Origin of the sequence: Tropicimonas aquimaris, assembly GCF_042676185.1 — a bacterium.
GTDB classification, from domain to species: domain Bacteria; phylum Pseudomonadota; class Alphaproteobacteria; order Rhodobacterales; family Rhodobacteraceae; genus Tropicimonas; species Tropicimonas aquimaris.
Window position 1 is genome coordinate 421039 of sequence record NZ_JBHTJT010000008.1, and the last position, 24405, is coordinate 445443.

General features: G+C 65.3%; 23 protein-coding genes. 12 read left to right on the forward strand and 11 right to left on the reverse strand.

The genetic code is table 11. The features are described 5' to 3' along the window. Positions 1-258 precede the first annotated feature (258 nt). Positions 259-1608, reverse strand: coding sequence for a tetratricopeptide repeat protein (locus ACFQ2S_RS08425; RefSeq protein ID WP_386074000.1), 1350 nt, complete (start codon positions 1606-1608; stop codon positions 259-261). A 123-nt stretch (positions 1609-1731) separates the two neighbouring features. Between ACFQ2S_RS08425 and ACFQ2S_RS08430 the strand changes: the two genes are divergently transcribed. From ACFQ2S_RS08430 to ACFQ2S_RS08475, 10 genes are all read left to right on the forward strand, one after another. After that, entirely contained in the window at positions 1732-1974 is a 243-nt protein-coding gene (locus ACFQ2S_RS08430) for a hypothetical protein (protein WP_386074001.1), read from the forward strand. Beyond that, the gene (gene gntH, locus ACFQ2S_RS08435; protein ID WP_386074002.1) at positions 1971-3437 is read left to right on the forward strand and encodes a guanitoxin biosynthesis MBL fold metallo-hydrolase GntH; all 1467 of its coding nucleotides are present in this window, start codon (positions 1971-1973) and stop codon (positions 3435-3437) included. Before ACFQ2S_RS08430 ends, gntH begins: the two co-directional genes overlap by 4 nt. Positions 3438-3454: 17 nt before the next feature. Continuing rightward, positions 3455-4444, forward strand: coding sequence for a CobW family GTP-binding protein (locus tag ACFQ2S_RS08440; RefSeq protein ID WP_386074003.1), 990 nt, complete (start codon positions 3455-3457; stop codon positions 4442-4444). Positions 4445-4819: 375 nt separating this feature from the next. Then, a complete protein-coding gene (locus ACFQ2S_RS08445; protein WP_386074004.1) occupies positions 4820-5482 on the forward strand; it encodes a CerR family C-terminal domain-containing protein in 663 nt (220 codons plus the stop codon). After that, a complete protein-coding gene (locus ACFQ2S_RS08450) occupies positions 5479-6435 on the forward strand; it encodes an HlyD family secretion protein (protein WP_386074005.1) in 957 nt (318 codons plus the stop codon). The genes ACFQ2S_RS08445 and ACFQ2S_RS08450 overlap by 4 nt, the downstream gene beginning before the upstream one ends. Further along, positions 6432-7364, forward strand: a complete 933-nt coding sequence (locus tag ACFQ2S_RS08455; RefSeq protein WP_386074006.1) for an ABC transporter ATP-binding protein — start codon at positions 6432-6434, stop codon at positions 7362-7364. The genes ACFQ2S_RS08450 and ACFQ2S_RS08455 overlap by 4 nt, the downstream gene beginning before the upstream one ends. Then, the gene (locus ACFQ2S_RS08460) at positions 7361-8494 is read left to right on the forward strand and encodes an ABC transporter permease (RefSeq protein WP_386074007.1); all 1134 of its coding nucleotides are present in this window, start codon (positions 7361-7363) and stop codon (positions 8492-8494) included. The genes ACFQ2S_RS08455 and ACFQ2S_RS08460 overlap by 4 nt, the downstream gene beginning before the upstream one ends. Positions 8495-8610: 116 nt before the next feature. Next, positions 8611-10656 (forward strand): oxidoreductase, encoded by a 2046-nt coding sequence (locus ACFQ2S_RS08465; protein WP_386074008.1) that lies wholly within the window; start codon positions 8611-8613, stop codon positions 10654-10656. Next, complete coding sequence (locus tag ACFQ2S_RS08470; RefSeq protein ID WP_386074009.1) at positions 10656-11690, forward strand: trans-3-hydroxy-L-proline dehydratase; 1035 nt, start codon at positions 10656-10658, stop codon at positions 11688-11690. The genes ACFQ2S_RS08465 and ACFQ2S_RS08470 overlap by 1 nt, the downstream gene beginning before the upstream one ends. A gap of 91 nt (positions 11691-11781) precedes the next feature. Continuing rightward, entirely contained in the window at positions 11782-12828 is a 1047-nt protein-coding gene (locus tag ACFQ2S_RS08475; RefSeq protein WP_386074010.1) for a Gfo/Idh/MocA family protein, read from the forward strand. A gap of 203 nt (positions 12829-13031) precedes the next feature. Here ACFQ2S_RS08475 and ACFQ2S_RS08480 read toward each other — a convergent pair whose 3' ends face one another. From ACFQ2S_RS08480 to ACFQ2S_RS08510, 7 genes are all read right to left on the reverse strand, one after another. Next, positions 13032-13553 carry a CBS domain-containing protein gene (locus ACFQ2S_RS08480; RefSeq protein WP_386074011.1) on the reverse strand — a complete coding sequence of 174 codons (522 nt, stop codon included), beginning with the start codon at positions 13551-13553 and terminating at the stop codon, positions 13032-13034. A 220-nt stretch (positions 13554-13773) separates the two neighbouring features. Next, positions 13774-14994, reverse strand: coding sequence for an NADH:ubiquinone reductase (Na(+)-transporting) subunit F (gene nqrF, locus ACFQ2S_RS08485; protein ID WP_386074012.1), 1221 nt, complete (start codon positions 14992-14994; stop codon positions 13774-13776). A 13-nt stretch (positions 14995-15007) separates the two neighbouring features. Continuing rightward, entirely contained in the window at positions 15008-15616 is a 609-nt protein-coding gene (gene nqrE, locus ACFQ2S_RS08490; RefSeq protein ID WP_089232009.1) for an NADH:ubiquinone reductase (Na(+)-transporting) subunit E, read from the reverse strand. Further along, entirely contained in the window at positions 15616-16269 is a 654-nt protein-coding gene (locus ACFQ2S_RS08495; protein ID WP_089232008.1) for an NADH:ubiquinone reductase (Na(+)-transporting) subunit D, read from the reverse strand. The genes nqrE and ACFQ2S_RS08495 overlap by 1 nt, the downstream gene beginning before the upstream one ends. Further along, positions 16269-17078, reverse strand: coding sequence for a Na(+)-translocating NADH-quinone reductase subunit C (locus ACFQ2S_RS08500; protein ID WP_089232007.1), 810 nt, complete (start codon positions 17076-17078; stop codon positions 16269-16271). Before ACFQ2S_RS08500 ends, ACFQ2S_RS08495 begins: the two co-directional genes overlap by 1 nt. Next, positions 17071-18282, reverse strand: a complete 1212-nt coding sequence (locus ACFQ2S_RS08505; RefSeq protein ID WP_386074013.1) for an NADH:ubiquinone reductase (Na(+)-transporting) subunit B — start codon at positions 18280-18282, stop codon at positions 17071-17073. The genes ACFQ2S_RS08500 and ACFQ2S_RS08505 overlap by 8 nt, the downstream gene beginning before the upstream one ends. Positions 18283-18285: 3 nt before the next feature. Further along, complete coding sequence (locus tag ACFQ2S_RS08510) at positions 18286-19635, reverse strand: Na(+)-translocating NADH-quinone reductase subunit A (protein ID WP_386074307.1); 1350 nt, start codon at positions 19633-19635, stop codon at positions 18286-18288. Positions 19636-19912: 277 nt separating this feature from the next. On the opposite strand from ACFQ2S_RS08510, the gene ACFQ2S_RS08515 reads away from it, so the two are divergent. Beyond that, positions 19913-20938, forward strand: coding sequence for an FAD:protein FMN transferase (locus ACFQ2S_RS08515; RefSeq protein ID WP_386074014.1), 1026 nt, complete (start codon positions 19913-19915; stop codon positions 20936-20938). 33 nt (positions 20939-20971) lie between these two features. Further along, positions 20972-21202: a (Na+)-NQR maturation NqrM gene (gene nqrM / locus ACFQ2S_RS08520; protein WP_386074015.1), complete on the forward strand. Its 231-nt coding sequence runs from the start codon at positions 20972-20974 to the stop codon at positions 21200-21202. 3 nt (positions 21203-21205) lie between these two features. Here nqrM and ACFQ2S_RS08525 read toward each other — a convergent pair whose 3' ends face one another. The 3 genes from ACFQ2S_RS08525 to purB form a co-directional block, all read right to left on the reverse strand. Continuing rightward, complete coding sequence (locus ACFQ2S_RS08525) at positions 21206-21394, reverse strand: hypothetical protein (RefSeq protein ID WP_386074016.1); 189 nt, start codon at positions 21392-21394, stop codon at positions 21206-21208. 68 nt (positions 21395-21462) lie between these two features. Then, the gene (locus ACFQ2S_RS08530; protein WP_386074017.1) at positions 21463-22671 is read right to left on the reverse strand and encodes a DMP19 family protein; all 1209 of its coding nucleotides are present in this window, start codon (positions 22669-22671) and stop codon (positions 21463-21465) included. Between the two features lie 293 nt (positions 22672-22964). Continuing rightward, the gene (purB, locus tag ACFQ2S_RS08535) at positions 22965-24272 is read right to left on the reverse strand and encodes an adenylosuccinate lyase (RefSeq protein ID WP_386074018.1); all 1308 of its coding nucleotides are present in this window, start codon (positions 24270-24272) and stop codon (positions 22965-22967) included. Between the last annotated feature and the right edge of the window lie 133 nt (positions 24273-24405).

Genomic DNA, 24405 nt, shown 5'->3' on the forward strand with positions numbered 1-24405 from the left:
AAGCAGACCTTGGGCCGGGCGTAGCACTTCGCAGGTGCGGCAAAGGCACAGAACGCGCGAACGGCCCTGAGCTGACATTTGGTCATGGTGCCGCGAACGACAGACTCCGGTCCGACGGGATGTACCCTGGAAGCCCAAGTTTAGCGGATGAACGCCAACCGAGATCTGACGGCATTACCTAACGTAGACCAGATGCGCGTCCAACATTCGATCTGACGTTTCGACCTTCCAAGGCCAATATCAGCCAGATTTCTTGCCCTACCGTTTCGGCTTGTACGCTTCGAGGGTCTCAAGGACCCGGGATCGAGTTTCCGGTGCATGCTCAAAGAAACGACTGGCAACTTTGTTGGCAGGGAAGCCGGGCCAAGTCTGGTGCATCTCGTCAATAGCCGCACGTGCGGCCGCGAGCTCGCCGTTTTCGTGTTGGGCCGTGGCGAGCATCATTAGGCTCGGCGCGCTGACCGGGAGGCCGCGTTCGGCCGCCATGGAGAACGCCTCGATACATGCCGGATAGTTCTGCAGCATCAATTGTGACGTACCCCAGATACTGTTGGCGCCGAACCTACCGCTCCCAAAGCGGGGGCGTTCCGGGTCCGAGACCTCTGCCGCGAGAATGGGGTCATTCGAAATAATCGCCGTGATGCCCACTAAGTCCAAAACGTGGCCGTCCTCCGGTGAGAGGTCAACGGCTATCCGGGCTCGGCGCAGCGCTGCCTCGGTGTCGCCGCTTACCGCAAGAGTCCAGCCCATGGTCGCTTTCGCCCAGCCATCAGTTGGGCCGCGTTCCAAGGCGCTCTCCGCCATACTGCTTGCTTCGGCAAGCAGTTCGGATGCGCGTGTGGGGTCATCGGACAGATAGGCCAGAAGCGCCAGGATCTGTGCCGCGCCCGCATATCCGCTGGGCAGGTCAGGGTCGAGATCAATGGCGTGCCGAAATGAGGTGAGCGCAATTTCCTGGCGCTTCAAATCGAAGAGCGGAAAGAACATTCCACGCGTTTGTTCGGCGAGATTGGTGGCCTGCACACTGGGCATGGATCGTTCCCGGAGCGCAGCAAGCTTGGCACTACTGTTATCCGTAGCGTTTTGAGTGAGTGCTGGACGAAGATCTGTTGCGAAGAAAACACTTGCGATCAGAGCGACAAACAACGCTCCGAGCGCAACCATCCATTTCCGCGAGCCGGAGTGTTTGTGGCCGGCCTCAGTTGTCTGGGGTCCAGGCTCTTCGGGTACAATGCGCGGCGGCGGATGCACCGCTGTAAGTGTCGGCTTGTAGCCGCCCGTGGGGATGAGGATGCGGATGTCGTCTCCGGCTCCCTCGCCCTCATAGTATTCCCGGAGCAAGCGCCGCAGGCGTCCGGCCTCGACCCGAACAAGACCCAGCCCGCCGCCATCGCCGTCCAGTCGCCGCCCGTAGACTTCCACTGCAATGGCTTTGCCACGAATTTCGTCGCCATATCCGGAGAGAGTCTCCTCTACGACGTAGGTAAGAAACTGCCTCAAACGTGGCGACGAGGCCAAGACATCGCTCTCGACAACCTTGTTCAAGGCTGCGCGCGCCTGATCGACGAATTCAGGCGGAAGTTCTTTATGTACAATGCCTTGAGTCACTGTTGGGATGCCCGCCCTAAGTCCAGCTTACCCCAGCTTACCCCAGCTTACTCTGTCTGGCGAGCATGCTGGGTTACCGTCGGAAAAGCGCTCAGGCTACCACCCGCCAACCTAGAGGCAACGTTGATCCTTCGTCATGATCTGCCAGAACTCACCGATTTGATCCTCGCGCTTTCGCTGGATCACCCGTCACTCAGGGAGGCCCTGAGTGACTATGAGATGGCCTGCTCAAGCGAGAACGACGAAACGCTCAGTTCTGAATTGCGCGCTGAATGGGCCAACATCCGCAAGGAACTGGTCCGCGAAATCGAACGCCAAGCGCGGCGCATTTCCGCTACCCCCGACCAACAGAGGACAATGGAATGACCAAAGACAACCGCAAAAACCCGCAACGGCCGGGCAACGTCGAGAACAACGACCCGCAGGACCCCTCCCGCCGTGATCTGATCAAGGGCGCCGGAGCCGGTGCCGGTGCGGTTGCGGCGGGTGCTGTCGGTCTCGGCGCGGGGCAAGCTGAGGCACATCCCGGCGAAGGGCCGTTGGGCGAAAACCTGAAAAACCCCTATGGCGGTCGTCCGGCTGGCGGCATCTCCTTGCCTGAGTATTTCCGGCCGACGAAATATATGACCGGTTCCAACGCCAACTACTTCCCGCTTAGCGAGCAACTGGGACCGGACGAGATGCGGATCTCGTTCTGTGGCTCGACGCCCTATCCGCCGCGCGAGGACCAGGCCGGTACCTGCATCATGGTCGAGCTTGGCAACGGCAAGCGGTTCTTCTTCGACTTCGGTTCGGGCTGCGTGCGAAACATCGTCGGCATGCAGGTGCCGGGACAGTTGATCAACGACATCTTCATCTCGCACCTCCACGTCGATCACTATGCCGACATTCCCTACATCTATCCGTTCCGGGCATGGTCGGGCGGCTACACCCCCCTTCGCATCCATGGACCTTCCGGGCGCACGCCGGAGCTTGGCACCCAGGGAATGGTCAACGGCATGAAGCAGATGCTGAAGTGGCACTTGGAAGCATTCGATGTGTTCCCGATCGGCGACGGCTACGAAATCGAGGTCAACGAGTTCGATTTCCGTCAGGAAGGTGGTGTCGTCTACGACGAGGATGGAGTCGTGGTTCGCTCCTGGCCACGTAGCCACGCAAAAGACGGCGCCGTTGGGTACCGCCTCGACTGGAACGGCCTCAGCTTCGTCTGGACCGGCGATGGGCGCCCTGACGAGTTGTCCCGGAAATATGGAGAGGGTGCCGACGTGTTCGTGACCGAAATGTCGGGTCAGGATATCGGCCAACTGATGACCTACAAGTACGGTATCCCGCAAGAGCTCTTCAACTACACGATCGATACGCACCACACCTCTCACTACGCCGTTGGCAAACTCTTCGCGGACGCACGTCCCCGGCTCGGCATGGTGACGCACTACACGCAGGACGAGGATATCGATGCAGAGATGCTGGCTGGTATCCGGGCGCACTACGACGGCCTGTTCCAGTGGGGTATCGATGTGGCCGTCGTGAATGTCACCAAGGAGGCAATCTGGTATCGCAAGGCTGTGATTCCCGGCAAATCGGGAACGGTACCGCCGTTCCGCGAACTGCAAGCCGAGGTCGAGGCCGGCCGGCTGGAACTGCCCGAGGAGATCACACTGCCGAACCCACGCCTGACCCGCGCCGAACAGCAGGATCAGAAGTACCGCGACATGGAGATCGATCCGCGGGAATACTACCCCGAGGATGTGTTCAGGGCGCCGGACGGTGAGTGGCCGAAGGACCTGACAATCAAGGTGTCCGACGTACTCGGTCCGCGCGACAAGTAATCGGAACAGGTGTCAGCATGATCGAATTCGGCTCGGCCTCGGCTGTTCCCGTCACCATTCTTACCGGCTTTCTTGGAGCCGGTAAGACCACGCTGCTGAATCGGATACTGACCGGCAACCACGGCCTTCGGGTCGCGGTGCTGGTCAATGATTTCGGGTCAATTAATGTCGACGCCGACCTCGTGGTCGGCATCGAGGACGACGTGATGAGCCTGGCGAATGGCTGCGTCTGCTGCTCGATCCGAGATGACCTGATCGAGACAGTCGAGGCGGTCCTCGAACGCCCCGAGCGGCCGGAATATATCCTGCTGGAAGCCAGCGGCGTGTCAGATCCGTCCTCTATCGCTATGACGTTCACGGACCAACGGTTCCGCGACAAGATCCGGCTCGACAGCATCATGTGTCTTGTCGATGCCGAGCAGGTCTTTGCCGCCCAGGAACAGATGGAGTTGAAGCTGCGCCAGATCGCCTTCTCCGACATGGTTATTCTCAACAAGGTCGACCTCGTCGAGCAGAAGACCGTTCAGAAGGTCCATGACTGGCTGAAATCGCGGTTTCGCCGGTACCGTCTGGTTGAAGCCGTCAATGCCGATGTGCCGCTGGAGATTCTCCTGTCGGTCGGACGCTTTGCCGCCGAGCAACTGGATGCGGAGGTGCCTGACCACGTCCATGGCCCTCGCTGCGGTTGCTCCGAACATGCGCATCACCATGACCACGCGGCGAAGTTCTCAACCACGATGCTACGCTCGGATCTTCCCGTTAATCTCTCCGGCCTGCGAGACGCAATCAAAGGACTGCCCGGAGAAGTCTATCGGGTGAAAGGGTTTGTCTACAGCGAGGAAGACCCGGAGCACCGGATCGTAGTGCAGGTCGTCGGCAAGCGCATTGATATCGCACGCGACGGGAAATGGGGAACGCGCAAGCCGGAAACTCGTTTGGTCGCGATCGGTGCGCCCGGAGCCGTTTCAGAAGACACCTTGGGAAGAGTGTTTCTCGAAGTGGCATAAGGAAGACTACGCTTTCCACGTTCAGCTTGCGAAATACCGTCGAAAAAGAGTGAACCGGACCTTCGTTGAAATCGCAGCGAAGGTCCGGAGACCGCCCTTCTTGACCGAAGTCACCATCGCGAACCCTCGAATTTCGCGCTCGCAGCGAAGGTCAGGAAGGTCGGCGATCTGCCTGATCGACTACAACGCAGCATCAGTTAATTGGGGCTCATAAGGCAAACCGCTGCATCAGGACCAGATGTCCGCTGTTCAAACGACAAGGGTCTATCGCCATTGACCTGACCGAAGCGTCAGCCATGCCCGGCACAAGACAGTTGTCATTTCGCGAGGGCCGTGCAAAATTCAATCAAACGTTTGATTGAATTTTGAGTCGCCATGTCACAAAGAGCGGAAGACAGTTCGAGCCCCTCGGAGCAGACGCGCAAGGCGCTTCTGGATGCCGCCATCACGCTCTTCGGCCGCGAAGGCTTTCGCGGCACCAGCACGCGGGCGATCGCGCAGGCGGCGGAGACCAACGTCGCCTCCATCGCTTATCACTTCGGCAGCAAGGAGGGGCTGCGCATCGCCTGCGGCGCGGCCATCGCCGAGCGGATCGCCGAGGTGGTCGGGCGGGCAGGGGTGCCGGAGGTGGAGACGCCGGAGCAGGTGCTGAAGGTCTTCGAAGCTGTGATCGCCGCCTTCGTGCATTTCCTGCTGCTGGAGCAGGGCAGGTCCGATTTCGTCGCCTTCATGATGCGCGAACTGGCCGAGGACGGCCCGGCGGTCGAGGAGGTCTATCGCGCAGCAATCGAGCCGCGGCACCGGGCGTTCTGCCGGATGTGGGAGGTTGCGACCGGCTGGCCGGCGGAGAGCGAGCGCACCCGGCTCACGGTCTTTTCGCTGATCGGGCAGGTGCTCTATTTCCGGATCGGCCAGAACGTCGTGCAGCGGCGGATGGACTGGGACGGGATGGACGAGGCGCGGGTGCGCCAGATCACGGAGGTGCTGGTGGCCAACCTGCGCGCCAGCCTCGAGGCCAACAGGAGACCTGGGTCATGAGCGATGTCGTCTGTTCGATCCCGCTGATTGCCACGTTCTTTGCCGCCTGCACCGGGTTGCCCCCGCTGGCGACGGGCTACGTGGAGGGCGAGTACCGGCTGATCGCGCCGATCACCACAGCGCAGGTGGAAGAGCTGCGGGTGGCGCGCGGCGACAGGATGGCCGCGGGCGACGTGCTGGCGGTGATGGAGACCCGCGACGCCTCGATCGCCCTGGCGGAGGCGACGGCGGCGCTGGAGGCTGCGGAGAGCGAGTTGGCGAACCTGCGCGAGGGGCGGCGCCGGGAGGAGATCGAGGTGATCGAGGCGACGCTGGCCTCAACCCGCGCAGAAGCGGCCGAGGCCGAGCGCGAGGCCGAACGGCTGGAGGGGCTCGCTGCGCGCGGCATCTCTCCCTCGGCCGAGGCAGAGGACGCACGCACAAGGGTCGACGTGGCGCGCGCCCGGATTGCCGAGGTGGAGGCGAACCTCGCCGTGGCGAAACTGCCGGCCCGCCGGCACGAGATCGAGGCCGCTGAGGCGGCGGTCGCGCAGGCGCAGGCAGGGGTGGCCTCGGCCGAATGGCAGTTGGAGCGCCGCACCCTGATCGCGCCCGCCGACGGCGCCGTGTTCGAGATCCTGCGGACGGTGGGCGAGATCGCCGGGCCACAGGCTCCGGTGCTGACGATGCTGCCCGACGGCGCGGTGCTGCTGCGGCTCTACGTACCGCAATCCGAGGTCTCGCAGCTCTCTATCGGGTCGGTTCTGGACGTCAATTGCGACGGCTGCCCGGAGGGTCAGACCGCGCATGTGACCTATGTGGCAGACGCGCCGGAGTTCACCCCGCCGGTGATCTACTCTCTCGAAAACCGCCAGAAGCTGGTCTACCTGGTCGAGGCACGGCCAGACGCCAGCGCAGCGCAGCTGAAGCCGGGGCAGATCGTCGACGTGCGCCTGTCGGAGGCGCCGTCATGAGCGCCGAGCCGGCCATCCGCGTCGAGGGGCTGGTCAAGCGGTTTGGCGGCCGGGCGGTGGTCGACCACGTCTCGATGAGCGTGAACCGCGGGCAGATCACCGGGTTTCTCGGCCCCAACGGGTCCGGCAAGACGACGATGATCCGGGTGATGTGCGGGCTGCTGACCGCCGACGAGGGCTCGGGCGAGGTGCTGGGCTACAGGCTCGGGCGCGACACAAGGCGGATCAAGCGCGAGATCGGCTACATGACGCAGCGCTTCTCGCTTTACGAGGACCTGACGATCCGCGAGAACCTTGCCTTCGTCGCGGGGCTGTATGCGCTGCGCCCGGTGCAGCGGGTGGTGGACGAGGTGCTGGAGGGGCTCGGGCTGACGAGCCGCCAGCACCAGCTCGCTGGCACGCTTTCGGGCGGCTGGAAGCAGCGGTTGGCGCTCGCCTCCTGCGTGATGCACAAGCCGCAGCTCCTGCTGCTCGACGAGCCGACCGCCGGTGTCGACCCCAAGGCGCGGCGGGATTTCTGGGAGGAGATCCACCACCTCGCGGCGGGCGGCATGACCGTGCTGGTCTCGACCCATTACATGGACGAGGCGGAGCGCTGCCATTTCGTCAACTACATCTCCTATGGCCGGCTTGTCGCTTCGGGCACCGTGGAGGAGGTGATCGCCCATGCCGGGCTCACCACCTTCCTGCTCGAGGGGCCGATGGACAAGGTGACAGCAGCCGAACGGATGCTGCGCGGGATGCCGGGGGTGGACGAGACGGCCCCCTTCGGCACCTCGCTGCACATCGTGGGCAAGGACGCCGTCGCGCTAAAGGCGTCGGTTCAGCACGCCGCGGCCGAGACGGGCACGCGAATGAGCGCCACGGAGACCAGCCTGGAGGATGCCTTCATCCGCTTCATGAACCAGTCCACGGACAACATGGCATGAGCTGGTTCTCCCTCCGCCGCCTGAGTGCGCTGCTCGCCAAGGAGGTGATCCAGATGCGGCGCGATCGGATCACGTTTGCCATGATGATCGGCGTGCCGCTGATGCAGCTCATCCTGTTCGGCTTCGCGATCAACAACGACCCCAAGGACCTGCCGGCCGCGCTGGTGGCGCCCACGCAGGACCGCTACTCCCGGGCCATCGTCACCGCGCTGGAGCTGACCGGCTATTACCGGTTCGACCACATCACCAGTTCCGCCACCGAGGCCGAGGCGCTGATCGAGCGCGGCGCGGTGTCCTTCGTGGTGACCATCCCGTCGGATTTCGACCGCAGGGTGGACCGGGGCGACAAGCCGCAGATCCTGATCGAGGCCGACGCCACCGACCCCGCCGTGGCCTCCGGCGCGATCTCGACGCTGGGGCAGGTGGCCTCCGAGGCACTGCTGCACGAGAGCGGGCAGGACGTGATGGCGGAGGAGGCGGCGCGCGGACAGCTCGAGGTGGTGGTTCACCGGCGCTACAACCCCGAGGGGATCACGCAGTACAACATCGTGCCGGGGCTGCTGGGCGTGATCCTGCAGATGACCATGGTGATGATGACCTCCATGGCGCTTACCCGCGAGGTGGAGCGCGGCACGATGGAGAACCTGCTCGCCATGCCGGCGACGGGGCTGGAGATCATGCTCGGCAAGATCCTGCCCTATCTCGGCGTCGGCGCGGTGCAGGTGGCGCTGGTGCTGGGGGCGGCCAAGGCGCTGTTCGGTGTGCCGTTCGTGGGCTCGCTGTGGCTGCTGCTGGTGGGAGTGTTCATCTTCGTGCTGTCGCTGGTGCTGCTGGGCTACACCATCTCCACCGTTGCCCGCACCCAGATGCAGGCGATGCAGCTCACATTCTTCTTCTTTCTGCCGTCGCTGCTGCTGTCGGGGTTCATGTTCCCGTTCCGCGGCATGCCGGCCTGGGCGCAGGTGGTGGGCGAGCTGTTCCCGCTCACCCATTTTCTGCGGATGATCCGGGCGGTGATGCTGAAGGGGGCGGATCTGGCGAACGTCTCCGCGCCGATGGCGGCGCTGGTTGTCTTCGTGGTGGCCTACGCGGTGCTGGCGCTGACCCGGTTCCGGCGGACGCTGGACTGAAGAGCGCTGCCGGGCACGATCCTGTCGCGTTGGGGCTTTCGGTGCCGCCGCCGCCGCGCCATGGTGAGCGGGCCGGCGCGGCCCGCGCCACATGTTTCGCACACCCCGAGGCCAAGATGTCGAACGATCCGCTGCTGCAGCCCTATCGCCTGAAGCACCTGACCCTGCGCAACCGGATCATGACGACGAGCCACGAACCGGCCTATCCCGAGGAGGGCATGCCCAAGGAGCGCTACATCGCCTATCACGCCGAGCGGGCGAAGGGCGGGGTGGCGCTGGCGATGACGGCGGGCTCCGCCGTGGTCTCGCGCGACAGCCCGCCCGCCTTCAACAACGTGCTGGCCTGGAAGGACGAGGTGGTGCCCTGGATCCGGCGTCTGACCGATGCGCTGCACGAGCACGGCTGCGCGGCGATGATCCAGCTGACGCACCTGGGGCGGCGCACGGGCTGGTCCAGGGGCGACTGGCTGCCCTCGGTCGCGCCGGGGCCGCATTACGAGCCGGCCCACCGCTTCTTTCCGAAGGTGCTGGAGGAGTGGGACATTGCCCGCATCGTGGGCGATTTCGCCGACGCCGCGGAGCGGATGCAGGCCGGCGGCATGGACGGGATCGAGCTGGAGGCCTACGGGCACCTGATTGACAATTTCTGGTCGCCGCTGACCAATGCGCTGGACGGCCCCTACGGGCCGCAGACGCTCGAGAGTCGAATGAAATTCGGACTGGAAGTCATTGATGTCATTCGAAAACGCGTGGGAAATGATTTCATCGTCGGGGTCCGTTTCACCGCGGACGAGAACGCTCCCGGCGGGATCGACCCGCAGATGGGGCTGGCCATGGCCGAGCGGCTCAAGGCGACCGGACAGGTGGATTTTCTCAACGTGATCCGCGGCCGCATCCACACCGACCCGGCGCTGACCGGGGTGATCCCGCTCCAGGGAATGAAAAGCGCGCCGCATCTGGATTTCGCCGGCGCGGTGCGCGCGGCGACGGGGCTACCGACTTTCCACGCCGCCCGCATTCCCGACGTGGCAACCGCCCGCCACGCGGTGACCGCGGGCCTGCTCGACATGGTCGGCATGACCCGCGCCCACATCGCCGAGCCGCATATCGTACGCAAGATCATGGCCGGTCGGGAGGACGATATCCGGCCCTGTGTCGGCGCCAACTACTGCCTCGACCGGATCTACGAGGGCGGCGAGGCGCTGTGCATGCACAACGCGGCGACAGGCCGCGAGCTGACCATGCCGCACGAGATTCCGGCCGCAGAGACCCGCCGCAGGGTGGTCATCGTCGGTGCCGGACCGGGCGGGCTCGAGGCGGCCCGGGTAGCAGCCGAGCGGGGGCATGCCGTCACCGTCTTCGAGGCGGCGGGCGATCCGGGCGGGCAGGTGCGGCTGGCGGCGCGCTCTGAGCGGCGGCGGGAAATGATCTCGATCATCGACTGGCGGATGGCACAATGCGCCGCGCGGGATGTCACCTTTCGGTTCAATACCTGGGCGGAAACCGATGATGTCGCGTCGGAAAATCCGGATGTGGTGATCGTCGCCACGGGTGGCCTGCCGAACACGGAGCTGTTCGAGACCGCGGGCGAGAACGACTTGCTGACCACGACCTGGGACCTGATCGCCGGCGACGTGAAGCCTGCGAAATCGGTGCTGCTCTACGACGAATCCGGCGATCATCCCGGGCTTCAGGCGGCACAGGTTGCGGCCGAGGCCGGGGCTGCCGTCGAGGTCATGACACCGCATCGGAGCTTCGCGCCCGATATCATGGGGATGAACCTCGCGCCTTACGTCGATGCATTGCAGGCGAAGGGGGCCACCTTCACCGTGGCGCAGCGGCTCCTTGGGGTTGCCCGCGCGGGCAACCGCCTCCGGGCGACCGTCGGGTCGGATTACGGCGGGATGCGGCGGGAGATCGAAGTGGATCAGGTCGTGGTGAACTACGGCACGCGCCCGCTCGACGAGCTCTACTTCGCGCTCCGGCCGCTGTCGACGAACCTTGGCGAGGTCGATTACGAGGCGCTGATCGCGGGCCGCCCGCAGGAGGTGCGCCGCAACCCGGAGGGCGCGTTCCAGCTTTTCCGTATTGGCGACGCGGTCGCGCCGCGCAATACCCACGCCGCGATCTACGATGCTCTGCGGCTGGTGAAGGACCTCTGATGCGAAGCTCCAAGGTGATCCATGTGGTGTCGGCCCATGCCGAGGGCGAGGTGGGCGACGTGATCGTGGGCGGTGTCGCGCCGCCCCCGGGCGCGACGCTCTGGGAGCAGCGACTCTTCCTGGCCGAGGACGGCGCGCTGCGGAATTTCGTGCTGAACGAGCCGCGGGGCGGGGTGTTCCGCCATGTGAACCTGCTGGTGCCGCCGAAACACCCCGAGGCCGATGCCGCCTTCCTGATCATGGAGCCGGAGGACACGCCGCCGATGTCGGGCTCGAACACGATCTGCGTGGCCACGGTGCTGCTCGACACCGGTATCCTGCCGATGACGGAGCCTGTGACCGAACTGCTTCTGGAGGCTCCCGGCGGGCTGGTGAAGGTGCGCGCCGAGTGCCGGGACGGCAAGGCGGAGCGGATCACCCTGCGCAACCTGCCGTCCTTTGCCGCCCGTCTCGACGTGCCGCTGGAGGTGGAGGGGCTGGGGACGCTGACGGTCGACACCGCCTTTGGCGGCGACAGCTTCGTCATCGTCGATGCCCGCGCGCTTGGCTTCGCGATCCGGCCCGACGAGGCCCGCGACCTGGCGCAGCTCGGCGTGCGGATCACAGCAGCGGCCAATGCGCAGCTCGGCTTTCATCACCCTCTGAACCCGGACTGGCGCCATATCTCCTTCTGCAACTTCGCCGCGCCGCTGGAGGCGGTGGCCGACGGGTTCGCCAGCCGCTCCGCGGTCTGCATCCAGCCGGGCAAGATCGACCGCTCGCCGACCGGGACGGGGGTGTCGGCCCGAATGGCGGTGCTGGCGGCGCGCGGGCAATTGCGCGAGGGGCAGTGCCTGAGCGTACGTTCGATCATCGACTCGCTCTTCGTCGGGCGGCACGCCGGCGAGACGAAGGTCGGGTCTCTTCCCGCGATCCTGCCCGAGATCAGCGGCCGTGGCTGGGTCACCGGCACCCACCAGCACATGCTCGATCCGTCCGATCCCTGGCCGGACGGCTACCGGCTGGGCGACACCTGGGGGCAGGCGACCGGCTGAAACGCTGGCCCGCGCTCTGGTCAACTCGCGGAGAACATGCAAGGTTTCGCGCGGCCAAGCGCCGAGCCCAGAAACAGAGCGAGAGACCCCAATGCAAATTGCCATGATCGGCGTCGGGATGGTTGCCCGCACGCATGCCGACGCCATCGCCGCCACGTCCGGCCGCCTGAGCCTCCGCGGCGTGCTCTCCTCCCGCCAGGAGCGGGCCAAGGCGTTCGCCGCCTCGGTGACGGAGACGCTCGGGGCCGCGCCGAAGGTCTATGCCGACCTGGCGGAGCTGGCCGCTGACGACGGCGTCGACTTCGTGCTGGTCTGCACGCCGCCAGATGCCCGGATCGAGATCATGAAGACGCTCGCGGCGGCCGGGAAGCCGATCCTGCTCGAGAAGCCGTTGGAACGCGACAGCGCGGCCGCGCTGCAGGTCGTCGAGATCTGCGAGGCGGCGGGCGTGCCGCTCGGCGTCGTGTTCCAGCACCGGATGCGGGAGAGCTCGCAGAAGGCCGCGGAGATCGTCGAGAGCGGGGTGCTCGGCCCGATCGCGCTGGTCGAGACCACGATCCCCTGGTGGCGGCCGCAGAGCTACTACGACGAGCCCGGCCGCGGCACCTATGCCCGCGATGGCGGTGGCGTGATGATGACCCAGGGCATCCATACGATGAACCTGATGCTGTCGCTCACCGGCCCGGTGACGACGGTGCAGGCGATGACCCGCACCACCGGGATGCACAAGATGGAAGCGGAGGATTTCGTCTCCGCGGGGCTCGAGTTTGCCTCAGGGGCCGTGGGGTCGCTGGTGGCGTCCACCGCGAGCTACCCGGGCGGGGCTGAGTCCATCGTCCTGCATGGCCGGGACGGCAGCCTGCGCCTCACCTCGCGGCAGATCGTGCTAGATTGGCAGGACGGCCGGCAGGAGGTCATCGACACGGGAACCAACGGCGGTTCGGGTGGCGGCGCCAACCCGATGGCCTTTACCCACGGATGGCACCAGGCCGTCATCGAGGACTTCGCCGAGGCGCTCGCCGCGGGGCGCCCGCCCAAGGTCACCGGCCGCGAGGCGCTCGACGTGCATCGGCTGATCGACGCGGTGGTCGAGTCCTCGCGCCAGAAGCGCGCGCTGCGGCTTGAAGACCTGGCCTAATCCCGGCGGTTGAGGCGCACCGACAGGCGGCCAGCAATGTGACCGCCTGTCAGTACGTCAGTGATACGTCGGAAATGGGTATTTGAGCCAAGAAGACGTGTCCTCCTACTCTTCCTGGTCCAAATACCCATGGTCTCCGCGTGCCAAGTGTCATGCCTTCGGCGTTGAGCGTGACACAAGACAGGCCGGCGGCGGGATTGGGATCAGCCGACGATCATCTGCTTGAGCTTCAGGGTCTCGTATTCAAGCTCGCGCAGGCGGAATTTCACGACGTCGCCGATGGAGATCATCCCGGCGATATGCTCGCCATCGAGCACCGGGATGTGACGGAAGCGGCCCTCGGTCATGCGGTGCAGCAGCTCCAGCAGCGGCGTGTCGGGGGAGGCCGTGACGACCTTGGTTGTCATCAGGTCGCCTGCGGTCTCGTCGAAGGTGTTGTCCGGCTCGTCCGCGAACCCGCGCACGATGTCGCGTTCCGTCAGGATGCCGACCATGTGGCCGTTCTGATCCTTCACCACCACGGAGCCGATCCCGTGTTCCTTCATCACCTCGGTGACGCGATGGATGGAATCGGTGGGACGGACGGCAATGACGTCATGCCCCTTGGAGGCCAGGATGGTCTCTGCGGTCGCCTTGGACGGGCCTGTCACCGCCGCCTCGACCGACTGGCTGTGTGTGTGAGGATTCTCGTGGCCGAAGTGGGGGGCGTTTTTCTTGGTTACCATCGCTTTCTCACTTTTTCGTTTCAGCGTCCGATCTTGAGCGGGACGGGGAAGGGCGCTCTGCTCCCTCCAAGGTATCTTAGACCCAGTTTCGGCCCATCCCACAGAAGATTCTTCGCGGGTCCGCCATGCCGCGCTGTCGGGGCTTGCGCCGGAAGGCGTGGAGGCAAACGAAAACGGGCCGGGGAATGCCCCGGCCCGCGATTGTGCGATGCAGGTCGGCTCAGCCGCCGAAATCGTCGAGCATGATGTCCTCGCGGTCCACGCCGAGGTCCAGCAGCATGTTGATCACCGACTGGTTCATGATCGGGGGACCGCACATGTAGTATTCGCAATCCTCCGGCGCGGGGTGGTTCTTGAGGTATTCCTCGTAGAGCACGTTATGGATGAAGCCGGTGTAGCCGCCCCAGTTGTCCTCGGGCAGGGCGTCGGACAGCGCGACATGCCAGGTGAAGTTCGGGTTCTCGGCCGCGAGCTGGTCGAAGTCCTCGACGAAGAACATCTCCCGCTTCGACCGCGCGCCGTACCAGAAGGTGATCTTGCGGTCGGTCTTGAGCCGCTTGAGCTGGTCGAAGATGTGGCTGCGCATCGGCGCCATGCCGGCGCCGCCGCCGATGAAGACCATCTCCTTCTTGGTGTCGCGGGCGAAGAACTCGCCGAACGGGCCCGAGATGGTGACCTTGTCGCCCGGCTTGAGGTTGAAGATGTAGCTCGACATCTTGCCCGGCGGGATCCCCTGGCTGCCCGGCGGCGGCGAGGCCACGCGGACGTTGAGCATGATGATGCCCTTTTCCTCGGGGTAGTTGGCCATGGAGTAGGCGCGCTCCACCGGCTCGTCGACCTTGGATTCGTACTGCCAGAGGTTGAAGCGGTCCCAGTCCTCCCGGTACTCCTCCTCGACGTCGAAATCGGTGTACTTCAGCTCGTGGGCCGGGGCCTCGATCTGGATGTAGCCGCCGGCTCGGAAGTTGACGTTCTCGCCCTCCGGCAGCTCGAGCACGAGCGCCTTGATGAAGGTCGCGACGTTCTCGTTGGAGCGCACGGTGCACTCCCACTTCTTGACGCCGAAGACCTCTTCGGGGACCTCGATGTCCATGTCCTGCTTGACCGCCACCTGGCACGAGAGGCGGTCGCCGCAGGCGGCCTCGCGCTTGGTGATGTGGGTCTCTTCGGTGGGCAGGATGGAGCCGCCGCCGGAGTGGATGCGCACCCGGCACTGGGCACAGGTGCCGCCGCCGCCGCAGGCGGAGGGGACGAAGAGCTTCTGCTCGGCCAAAGTCTGCAGCAGCTTGCCGCCGGCGGGCACGTGGATCGTCTTTTCGCCGTTGATCGTGATCGCCACGTCGCCAGTGGAGACCAGCCGCGAGCGGGCGAGCATGATCACGGTGACCAGCGCCAGCACGATCAGGGTGAAGAGGGCAACGCCCAGGATGAAAGTGGTCATCTTGCGCCTCCCGTCAGAGTTTCACGCCGCTGAAGGACATGAAGCCCATGGCCATCAGGCCCGCGGTGATGAAGGTGATGCCGAGGCCCTGCAGCCCGTCGGGGATGTCGGAGTACTTCAGCTTCTCGCGCACGCCGGCCATGGCGGTGATCGCCAGCGCCCAGCCGAAGCCGGAGGAGGCACCGTAGGTGACCGACTCGGCGAAGCCGTAGTCGCGCTCCACCATGAAGAGCGAGCCGCCGAGGATGGCGCAGTTCACGGTGATCAGCGGCAGGAAGATGCCGAGCGCGTTGTAGAGCGGCGGGAAGTACTTATCGAGCACCATCTCGAGGATCTGCACCATGGCGGCGATGACGCCGATGTAGGAGATCAGGCCGAGGAAGGTGAGGTCGACGTCGCCGAAGCCGGCCCATTCGAGCGCGCCGGGCTTGAGCAGGCCGTTCAGGATCAGGTTGTTGGCCGGCACGGTGATGGTCTGCACCACCATGACGGAGATGCCGAGGCCGAGCGCGGTGGAGATCTTCTTGGACACGGCGATGAAGGTGCACATGCCGAGGAAGAAGGAGAGCGCAAGGTTCTCGACGAAGATGGCCTTAACGGCAAGGGAGATCAGTCCCTCCATCAGTGCGCCTCCACGGTCTGGATCTTGAATTCACGGTCTTCGACCTGCTCGGGCTTCCAGGTGCGGAAGGCCCAGATGATGAGGCCGATGATGAAGAAGGCCGAGGGCGGCAGCAGCAGCATGCCGTTCGGAACGTACCAGCCGCCGTTGTTGACGGTCGGCAGGACGGTGATGCCGAAGAGCGTGCCGGCGCCGAAGAGCTCGCGGACAAAACCCACCAGCATAAGGATCAGGCCGTAGCCGAGCCCGTTGCCGACACCGTCGATGAAGCTGTCGATCGGCGGGTTCTTCATGGCGAAGGCTTCGGCGCGGCCCATCACGATGCAGTTGGTGATGATCAGGCCCACGAAGACCGAGAGGGTCTTGGAGATCTCGTAGAGATAGGCCTTGAGGATCTGGTCCACCAGGATCACGAGGCTGGCGATGATCACCATCTGCACGATGATCCGGATCGAGCCGGGGATGTGGTTCCGCAGCATCGAGATGAACATCGAGGAGAAGGCCGTCACGAAGATCACGGCGAGCGCCATGACGAAGGAGACCTTGAGAGAGGAGGTCACCGCGAGGGCCGAGCAGATGCCCAGCACCTGCAGTGTTATCGGGTTGTTGTCGACCAGTGGGTCGACCAGGTAGGTGCGTCGGGTCTGCGCCATCACACGTCTCCCGCCTTGAGGTTTTCGAGGAAGGGGGCGAAGCCGTTTTCGCCCATCCAGAAGCGAACGAGGTTGTCGACGCCGACGGAAGTCAGCGTGGCGCCGGCCAGCGCGTCGACCTGGTGGTTCTCCATGTCAGGCGAGGGCAGGCCCTTGGACACGGTGATCTTCAGCGCCCCGCTGTCGTCACGCAGTTCCTTGGCGCGCCATTGCGCCTTCCAGGCCGGGTTGTCGACCTCGGCGCCAAGGCCGGGGGTTTCGGCATGGTCGTAGAACTGCAGGCCGTAGATCTGGTTGCCGTCGTCTTCCAGCGCGATGAAGCCGTAGAGCGTGGACCACAGGCCGTAGCCGTGGATCGGCAGGATGATCTTGTCGAGGTTACCGGCCTCGTCGTTAAGCAGGTAGACCGTGGCGAAGTTGGTCTGCCGGCCGATGCCCGCGGGGTCCTCGTCCAGCGCACGCGACAGCTCCGGATCCGATGCCGCAGCGCGGTCGTCGAACTGGGTTGCGTCGAACTCGTCGGTGAAGGTGCCGGACCGCAGGTCGACGACGCGCGGTTCGAAGGCCGCGAAGGCCTCCTCGATGTCTTCGCCGGCGTCGTAGAGGCCGGCGACCTGCAGGATGTTGATCCGCTTGTCGTTGAGCTTGTTGGCTTCCTGCAGCGGGCGCAGGTTCACTGCGGCGAAGGCCACGACCATGGAGCAGAACAGGCAGAGCGCCGCGGCGACGAAGATCGTCTTGGGCACCGAGTCCACGGGGAGCGCCTTCCAGCGGGCGAGGAAGCCCTGGTTCTCGTCTTGCTCAGGCATTGCGCTTTACCCTCCGCGTGATGTTGGCCCGCACGACGAACCAGTCGATCAGCGGGGCGAAGATGTTTGCGAACAGGATGGCCAGCATCATGCCTTCCGGGAAGGCCGGGTTGATGACGCGGATCATGACGACCATGAAGCCGATCAGCACGCCGTACCAGAAGCGGCCCACGTTGGTGTGCGAGGCGGTCACCGGCTCGGTGACCATGAAGGCGAGGCCGAAGGCCCAGCCGCCCAGCACCATGTGCCACCAGAAGGGCATGCCGAACATCGGGTTGGTGTCCGATCCGATCAGGTTCAGCAGCAGGCTGAAGCCGATGGTACCGGCGGTGCAGCCCACTACCAGGCGCCAGTTGGCGATCTTGGTGACCAGCAGGAAGGCGAGGCCGATCATGCACATCACGAAGGAGGTTTCCCCCAGGCAGCCCTGGATGGTGCCCCAGAAGGCGCTCCAGAAGGTGATGTCGTAGTTGGCGAGGCCCGGAACGCCCTCGGCGGCGGTGATGCCGAGCGCGGTGGCGCCGGAGAAGCCGTCGACCGGGGTCCAGATCGCGTCGCCCGACATCTGCGCGGGGTAGGCGAAGTAGAGGAAGGCGCGGGCCACGAGCGCGGGGTTGAGGAAGTTTTTCCCCGTGCCGCCAAAGACTTCCTTGCCGATCACGACACCGAAGGAGATGCCGAGCGCGACCTGCCAGAGCGGGGCGGAGGCGGGCAGGATCAGCACGTAGAGGATCGAGGTGACGAAGAAGCCCTCGTTGACCTCATGGCCGCGGATCACGGCGAAGAGGATTTCCCAGAACAGGCCGACGACCATCGTGACGACGTAGATCGGCAGGAAATACAGGAAGCCGTGGAACATGCTGGAGAGGATGTTGTCGGGGTTCAGCCCGAAACCGATCGCCTGCATGAGCCCGATGCGCCAGCCGGTCATCGCCTCCTCGCCGATCGCGGCGAGGGCCACGTTGGCCTGGTGACCGGTGTTCCACATGCCGAAGAACAGGCAGGGCATGGTCGCCAGGAAGACGTAGATCATGATGCGCTTCATGTCCGAATAGGTCCGGGCATGGGGCGCGACGGTGGAGACCGTCTTGGGCGAATAGAAGAAACTCTCGACCGCCTCGTAGAGCGGGAAGTACTTCTCGTACTGCCCTCCCTTCTCGAAATGCGGTTCGATCTTGTCGAAGACCCCACGAACGAACTTCATCGCTCAGCCCTCCTTCTCGATCTTGGTCAGGCTGTCGCGAAGCGCCATCCCGTATTCGTACTTGGCCGGACAGGCGAAGGTGCAGAGCGCGAGGTCTTCCTCGTCGAGCTCCAGCGCACCGAGCGCCTGCGCGGTGTCGGTGTCCATCACCAGTAGCGCGCGCAGGAGCTGCGTCGGAAGGAAATCCTGCGGCATCAGCTCCTCGAAGATGCCGATCGGCACCATCGCGCGGCGGCCGCCGTGCAGGTTCGAGCCCATGTCGAACTTCCCGGTCCGGTTGAAGGCCGAGGCCAGCACCGGCAGGAAGGCGAACTGGTCCCGACGCGGGGCGATCCAGCCCATGAAGGTCTGCTTCTTGTCCTCGGTGATCAGCGTCACGCCGCGGGCGTAGCGGCCGAGGAAGTCGAACGGGCCACCGTCCGACATCCGGCCCGTCAGGACCGAGCCGGAGATGACGCGCACCGGCCCGTCGCCGGTCACCTCGCCGGCGGTCAGGTCGGAGAGGTTGGCGCCGACGTTGGTGCGCACCAGCCGCGGATTGGCGGCGCGGGGGCCGGCCAGAGCAACGACGCGCGCGCAATCGAGAAAGCCGGTCTGCATCAGCCGGCCGACGGCGATCACGTCCTGCCAGCCGATGGTCCAGACCGTGCGGCTGGACGACGGCGTGTCGAGGTAGTGCATGTGGGTGCCGGCAAGCCCGGCGGGATGCGGGCCGGCGAAGGTCGCGACCTCGACGCCGGGCACGTCGCCGCCGGGAATCGCGGCCCCCGGCGCGTGGCAGAGCCAGGTCTTGCCCTCGGAGAGCTGCGCGATGGCCGCAAGGCCGGCGCTGAAGGCGTCCGGCGATTCCGCGATCACGACCGCCGGATCGGAGGCGAGCGGCTCGGTGTCCATCGCGGTCACGTAGATCGCGGCGGGCCGGGTCGCGGGATCGGGGATGTGCGAATAGGGGCGGGTGCGGAACGAGGTCCAGAGGCCCGAACGGCAGAGCTTGTCAACGATAGCCTGCGGCTCCGCGTCGGCCGGCAGGGCGCCGAAATCGACACCCTGGTCAAAGATGTCGTCCACGTCGATCACGACGCTCTGCAGGACCCGGCGAGCGCCGCGGTTGATCGCCCGCACGCGCCCAGTCGCCGGCGCGGTGAAGACCACGTCGGGCGTGTCCTTGTGCCGGTAGAGCGGGTCGCCGCGGCGCACGCTGTCGCCCTCGGCGACGATCATCCCGGGCTTGAGCCCGAGCGTGTCGGCGCCGATCACGGCGACGGAAGCGATCTCCGGCCCGTCGTGTATCTGCTGGTCTGGTTCCCCGCTGATCGGCAGGTCCAGGCCCTTCTTGAAGGTGAATTCGGCCATGTGTTCCGCTGCGCTGTCCATTTCGGTACGATCATACTCCCGATCCGCGTCCGACATTACCTGCGCCAGGGTCTGGCGTCACGCCATGCATGGGCATGCGGATGAGTTCCGACCCTCTTAGCGGCGCTCACGCTGCGGTGCAACAAGCTGCACGTGGGCCAATTGCCTCAACCGGGGCATCTGCCGCAGTCATGGGCGCGGCGGTCGCGTTGACAGACCGGTGGAAAAGGTGCCAGACCCCCGGCGACATGACTTGAACAGATGCGGGACTATCGCCATGCGGCTTCTCTACGTGCTTCCCCTGGGCCTGTTGCTGACGGGGTGTTTCGACGAGGAGACAGGGGAAACCTACCGCCTGGAAGGCGAAACCATGGGCACGACCTATCATGTCGTCGCCGTGGACGTGCCCGAGGACGTGACCGAAACCCAGCTTGCCGTCGCCGTCGAGGAGACGCTGGAGGCGGTCAACGCCTCGATGTCGAACTGGGATCCGAATTCGGAGGTCTCGCTGTTCAACGCCGATACCGGGACCGACCCGGTGGAGATCTCGGCCGAGTTCGCCCATGTGATGGCCGCCGCCAACGACATTCACGCCATGTCGAACGGCAAGTTCGACGTGACGCTGTTCCCGCTGATCGAGCTTTGGGGCTTCGGCGCCAAGAAACCGGGCGACCCGATTCCCTCCGACGCGGAGATCGCCGCGGCGCTGGAGCATGTCGGGCAGGCGCGGTTCCTGACGCTGTACGAGGGCACCCTTGCCAAGTCGGACCCTGCGGTTTCCGTGAACCTGTCGGCTATCGCCAAGGGCTATGGCAACGACGCGGTGGCGGAGGCCCTGCGCGGCTTCGGGGTGGAGAACTACCTGGTGGAAATCGGCGGCGACCTGGTGGCCGCGGGCGTCAACGACAAGGGCGAGCCCTGGAAGATCGGCATCGAGACGCCCGACGCGGCCTCTAACGCGGTCGAGATGGTGTTGCCGGTCTCCGATCTCGGCATGGCGACGAGCGGCGATTACCGCAACTTCTTCGAGCAGGACGGCGTGCGCTACTCCCATCTGATCGATCCGACCACGGGGCGCCCTGTCACCCACCGGGCGACGTCGGTCACGGTTCTGGCGGAGAGCGGCATGGTGGCCGATGCGCTGGCGACGGCGATGATGGTGCTGGGCGAGGACGAGGGCATGGCGGTGGCCGAGGCCAACGACCTCGCGGTCTACTTCATCTCGCGGGCCGAGGCCGGCGCCGATCAGGAATACGTGAAACAGGCCAGCCCGGCGTTTGAAAAGCTGCGCGCCGGCGAATAAGATCGACGCAGCCCGACACAAGGATCCCAGACCATGGCCACTTTCGTGCTCGCCTTCGTGCTGCTCGCCCTCGTTATCGGCGGCATGTCCATCGGCGTGATGCTGATGGGGTCGCGGATGCGCATCAAGGGGAGCTGCGGCGGGCTCAACGCGATCTCGGGCGCCGACAAGTGCGTGGTCTGCCAGAAGGACATCGACCCCGACAGCCCGCTGCGCGACAAGCTTCAGTGCAAGCGGGCGCAGAAGATCGTCGAAGAGATGTGACGATCAGATTTCCAGCGGAATGAAGGCGAGAGCGACAAAGGCGAGCAGCGCCGGCACGCCGTAGAGCCACGCCTTGAGCACCCACAGCGGACCCTGGGCCTTCCAGTTCTGGCGGAACGCCCGGCCGGCAAAGACCATAACCAGCAGGAGCAGCGTCGCCGTCAGCGGCGTGAGGGTGAGCGTGTCGGGCATCGGGACCTTTGGAGCGCGGGAACGTCGCCCGGATGGCATAGATGCCGTCCGGGTTCCAGTGCCGAGCGTCAGTCCTCCTCGGACTCCGCTTGGGCGAATTTCTCCGCGTGAGCGGAGATTTCGGCCCGCGTGGCGGTGACCAGGACGTCGTGGTCGGGCTCGGAGAGCAGCCGGGCGCCATCGGCCTCGACCGCGGCGCAGAAGGCGCGGCTCGCCTTGTCGGTGACGATCAGCAGCGTCATGCCCAGCTTGCCGGTGTCGCCCTTGCCGACGCTGCGGACGGAGACGTAGTCGACCTCCGGCGTGCGGGGCAGGCGGCGCAGCATCAGGTCGATGGCCGCCGCGGCGCGATAGCGTTCGGCGACGAGCGCGGCGATATCCACCAGTTTGCGCGGGACATAGGCGATGCGCTTGCCGACCTCCGGCGCCATGAAATCCAGAACGCCCTCGAGCGATAGCTCGTTGCCTTCGATCGCCTTGCGGCGCGCGGCCGCGTCGGCCGAGCCGCCCTCGACCCGTTCGAACAGCTCGAAGCCCTTTGCGCTCTGCACGCCGAAGCGGGTGTCGACGATGGTCCTGACCAGGAAGGCGTAATCCTCGCGTCCCTCGGAGATCTTCATGCTGGAGGCTCCGCCGAGCTGGACCATCGCTTCGGGGGGCATTCGGGAGGCGGCGGCGAGGCCGAAGCCGAGATGAGTCGGGTCCGAGAGCTGCAGGGAGATCCGGGCGATGACGCGGGTCACGGCGAGGTCGTCCGCCGCATCCATGGGGGCGGTCAGTTCCGCCATGATTTCCGTCATCGCGTCGTCATCGGCGACTTCGAGCGCGGGCAGAGCCGCAATCCACTCCCCGAGATAGGTCGTCAGGTCCGACTTGGCGTCGAGTTCGAAGAAGCGTGCGTCGAGGGCCTCCATCTCGGGGGCGATGCCGCCCTCGAACCCGGTCAGCTTCTGCGCCTTCCGGGGATGGCGGGACACCCAACGCCGCATTTCGTCGAAGATCTTGCGGTATTCGCCGGCCCCTGCGGCGCGCAGCCCCTTGGACACGTCGGACAGGATGAAATCCAGATTGGCAAGGCTGTTGCCGATGAACTGGGAATGCCCCCCGTCCATCACCTGCGCGAAGTAGTAGTCGCAGTGGTAAAGCTGGATGGCCTCCTGCGGGATGTCGTTCCGCGAATAGGCGCCGCCCGACACCAGGTGGTTCACGTAATCGACCACGGCCGCGACCAGACGATGAGGCTCGTCTTCAAGCGCTGCGACGGCGGAACGGGGCACGACAATGCTTTGCACACGACGGGCGCCGTTTGCCGGGCTGGACTGTCGGTCCGAATTCGCCGGGCGGAGACGGGCGAAGAGCTTCTGGAACATGGGAACCTCAAGAATCGTGCGGGCCGTGCCTTTTCCGCATGAAACGCCCTGAGGTTGGCGAATTTGTGGTCGGCGGGTGGCCTCATTCTGGACAGTCGCCCGGAAGGGCCGTGTTTGGTGCCGTATGCGCAACCATGGCGCGAAAAAACCGTGTAAAATCGGTCGGTGACGGGCCGGGTGGGCCGGCCCGTCGGGAACGATCAGTCCTCGCCGAAGACGCGGGCGAAGATCGTGTCCACGTGCTTGGTGTGGTAGCCGAGGTCGAACTTCTCGTTGATCTCGTCCTCCGAGAGCGCCGCGCGCACCTCCTCGTCGGCCAGCAGTTCCTCGCGGAAATCGGTGCGGTGGTCCCAGACCTTCATCGCGTTGCGCTGGACCAGCCGATAGGCGTCCTCGCGGCTCACGCCCGCCTGGGTCAGCGCCAGCAGGACGCGCTGCGACATGACCAGGCCGGGGAACTTGTTCATGTTGTCGAGCATGTTTTCCGGGTAGACCAGCAGCTTGTCGATGACGCTGGTCAGCCGCGCCAGCGCGAAGTCGAGCGTGATCGTGGTATCCGGGCCGATGTTCCGCTCGACCGAGGAATGGGAGATATCGCGCTCGTGCCAGAGCGCCACGTTCTCCATCGCCGGGATCACCGCCATCCGAACCAGCCGGGCGAGGCCGGTGAGGTTCTCGGTCAGCACCGGGTTCTTCTTGTGCGGCATCGCGCTGGAGCCCTTCTGGCCCATGGAGAAGAACTCCGCCGCTTCCAGCACCTCGGTGCGCTGCATGTGGCGGATCTCGATGGCGATGTTCTCGACCGAACTGGCGACGACGCCGAGCGTGGCAAAGAAGGCCGCGTGCCGGTCGCGCGGGATCACCTGCGTCGAGATCGGCTCTGGCACGAGGCCCAGCTTGGCGCAGACATGCTCCTCGACCGCCGGGTCGATGTTGGCGAAAGTGCCGACCGCGCCGGAGATCGCGCCGGTTGCGATTTCGGCCCGCGCGTCGCGCAGGCGGGAGAGGTTGCGGTCCATTTCGGCGTAGAAACGCGCGAAGGTCAGACCCATGGTGGTGGGTTCGGCATGGATGCCGTGGGAGCGGCCGATGCGGACGGTGTCCTTGTGCTCGTAGGCGCGGCGCTTGAGCGCGGCGAGCAGCCCCTTCATGTCCTCGATCAGGATGTCGGCGGCGCGCACCAGCTGCACGTTGAAGCAGGTGTCGAGCACGTCGGAGGAGGTCATGCCCTGGTGGACGAACCGCGCCTCATCGTTGCCGATAATCTCGGCCAGGTGGGTGAGAAAAGCGATGACGTCGTGCTTGGTGACGGCCTCGATCTCGTCGATCCGGGCGACGTCGAACTCGACGTCCTTCGCCTTCCAGACGGCTTCGGCATTCGCCTTGGGGATCACGCCGAGCTCGGCCTGGGCGTCGCAGGCATGGGCCTCGATCTCGTACCAGATGCGGAATTTCGTCTCGGGCGACCAGATGGCGACCATCTCGGGGCGGGAATAACGGGGGATCATCGGCGGGCCCTCGGCGTGATTGTTGGCGCGATTGTCGAACGCGTCCGGGCATAGAGGCTTCGGCATGGCTCGGCAAGCGGTCAGCGGGTCGGGGGCAGCGGCCGATCGGCGCGGAGGCGGGGCGCGCATTTCC

What these genes read in the sequence shown, in the direction of transcription:
- ACFQ2S_RS08505 (WP_386074013.1), bottom strand. Translation starts at nt 18,282, where the DNA reads ATGAAGTTCGTTCGTGGGGTCTTCGACAAGATCGAACCGCATTTCGAG.
- ACFQ2S_RS08525 (WP_386074016.1), bottom strand. Translation starts at nt 21,394, where the DNA reads ATGCCCGACACGCTCACCCTCACGCCGCTGACGGCGACGCTGCTCCTG.
- purB (WP_386074018.1), bottom strand. Translation starts at nt 24,272, where the DNA reads ATGATCCCCCGTTATTCCCGCCCCGAGATGGTCGCCATCTGGTCGCCC.
- ACFQ2S_RS08500 (WP_089232007.1), bottom strand. Translation starts at nt 17,078, where the DNA reads ATGCCTGAGCAAGACGAGAACCAGGGCTTCCTCGCCCGCTGGAAGGCG.
- nqrF (WP_386074012.1), bottom strand. Translation starts at nt 14,994, where the DNA reads ATGACCACTTTCATCCTGGGCGTTGCCCTCTTCACCCTGATCGTGCTG.
- nqrE (WP_089232009.1), bottom strand. Translation starts at nt 15,616, where the DNA reads ATGGAGGGACTGATCTCCCTTGCCGTTAAGGCCATCTTCGTCGAGAAC.
- ACFQ2S_RS08445 (WP_386074004.1), top strand. Translation starts at nt 4,820, where the DNA reads ATGTCACAAAGAGCGGAAGACAGTTCGAGCCCCTCGGAGCAGACGCGC.
- ACFQ2S_RS08465 (WP_386074008.1), top strand. Translation starts at nt 8,611, where the DNA reads ATGTCGAACGATCCGCTGCTGCAGCCCTATCGCCTGAAGCACCTGACC.
- ACFQ2S_RS08475 (WP_386074010.1), top strand. Translation starts at nt 11,782, where the DNA reads ATGCAAATTGCCATGATCGGCGTCGGGATGGTTGCCCGCACGCATGCC.
- ACFQ2S_RS08470 (WP_386074009.1), top strand. Translation starts at nt 10,656, where the DNA reads ATGCGAAGCTCCAAGGTGATCCATGTGGTGTCGGCCCATGCCGAGGGC.
- ACFQ2S_RS08495 (WP_089232008.1), bottom strand. Translation starts at nt 16,269, where the DNA reads ATGGCGCAGACCCGACGCACCTACCTGGTCGACCCACTGGTCGACAAC.
- ACFQ2S_RS08450 (WP_386074005.1), top strand. Translation starts at nt 5,479, where the DNA reads ATGAGCGATGTCGTCTGTTCGATCCCGCTGATTGCCACGTTCTTTGCC.
- ACFQ2S_RS08460 (WP_386074007.1), top strand. Translation starts at nt 7,361, where the DNA reads ATGAGCTGGTTCTCCCTCCGCCGCCTGAGTGCGCTGCTCGCCAAGGAG.
- nqrM (WP_386074015.1), top strand. Translation starts at nt 20,972, where the DNA reads ATGGCCACTTTCGTGCTCGCCTTCGTGCTGCTCGCCCTCGTTATCGGC.
- ACFQ2S_RS08510 (WP_386074307.1), bottom strand. Translation starts at nt 19,635, where the DNA reads ATGGCCGAATTCACCTTCAAGAAGGGCCTGGACCTGCCGATCAGCGGG.
- gntH (WP_386074002.1), top strand. Translation starts at nt 1,971, where the DNA reads ATGACCAAAGACAACCGCAAAAACCCGCAACGGCCGGGCAACGTCGAG.
- ACFQ2S_RS08440 (WP_386074003.1), top strand. Translation starts at nt 3,455, where the DNA reads ATGATCGAATTCGGCTCGGCCTCGGCTGTTCCCGTCACCATTCTTACC.
- ACFQ2S_RS08480 (WP_386074011.1), bottom strand. Translation starts at nt 13,553, where the DNA reads ATGGTAACCAAGAAAAACGCCCCCCACTTCGGCCACGAGAATCCTCAC.
- ACFQ2S_RS08455 (WP_386074006.1), top strand. Translation starts at nt 6,432, where the DNA reads ATGAGCGCCGAGCCGGCCATCCGCGTCGAGGGGCTGGTCAAGCGGTTT.
- ACFQ2S_RS08515 (WP_386074014.1), top strand. Translation starts at nt 19,913, where the DNA reads ATGCGGCTTCTCTACGTGCTTCCCCTGGGCCTGTTGCTGACGGGGTGT.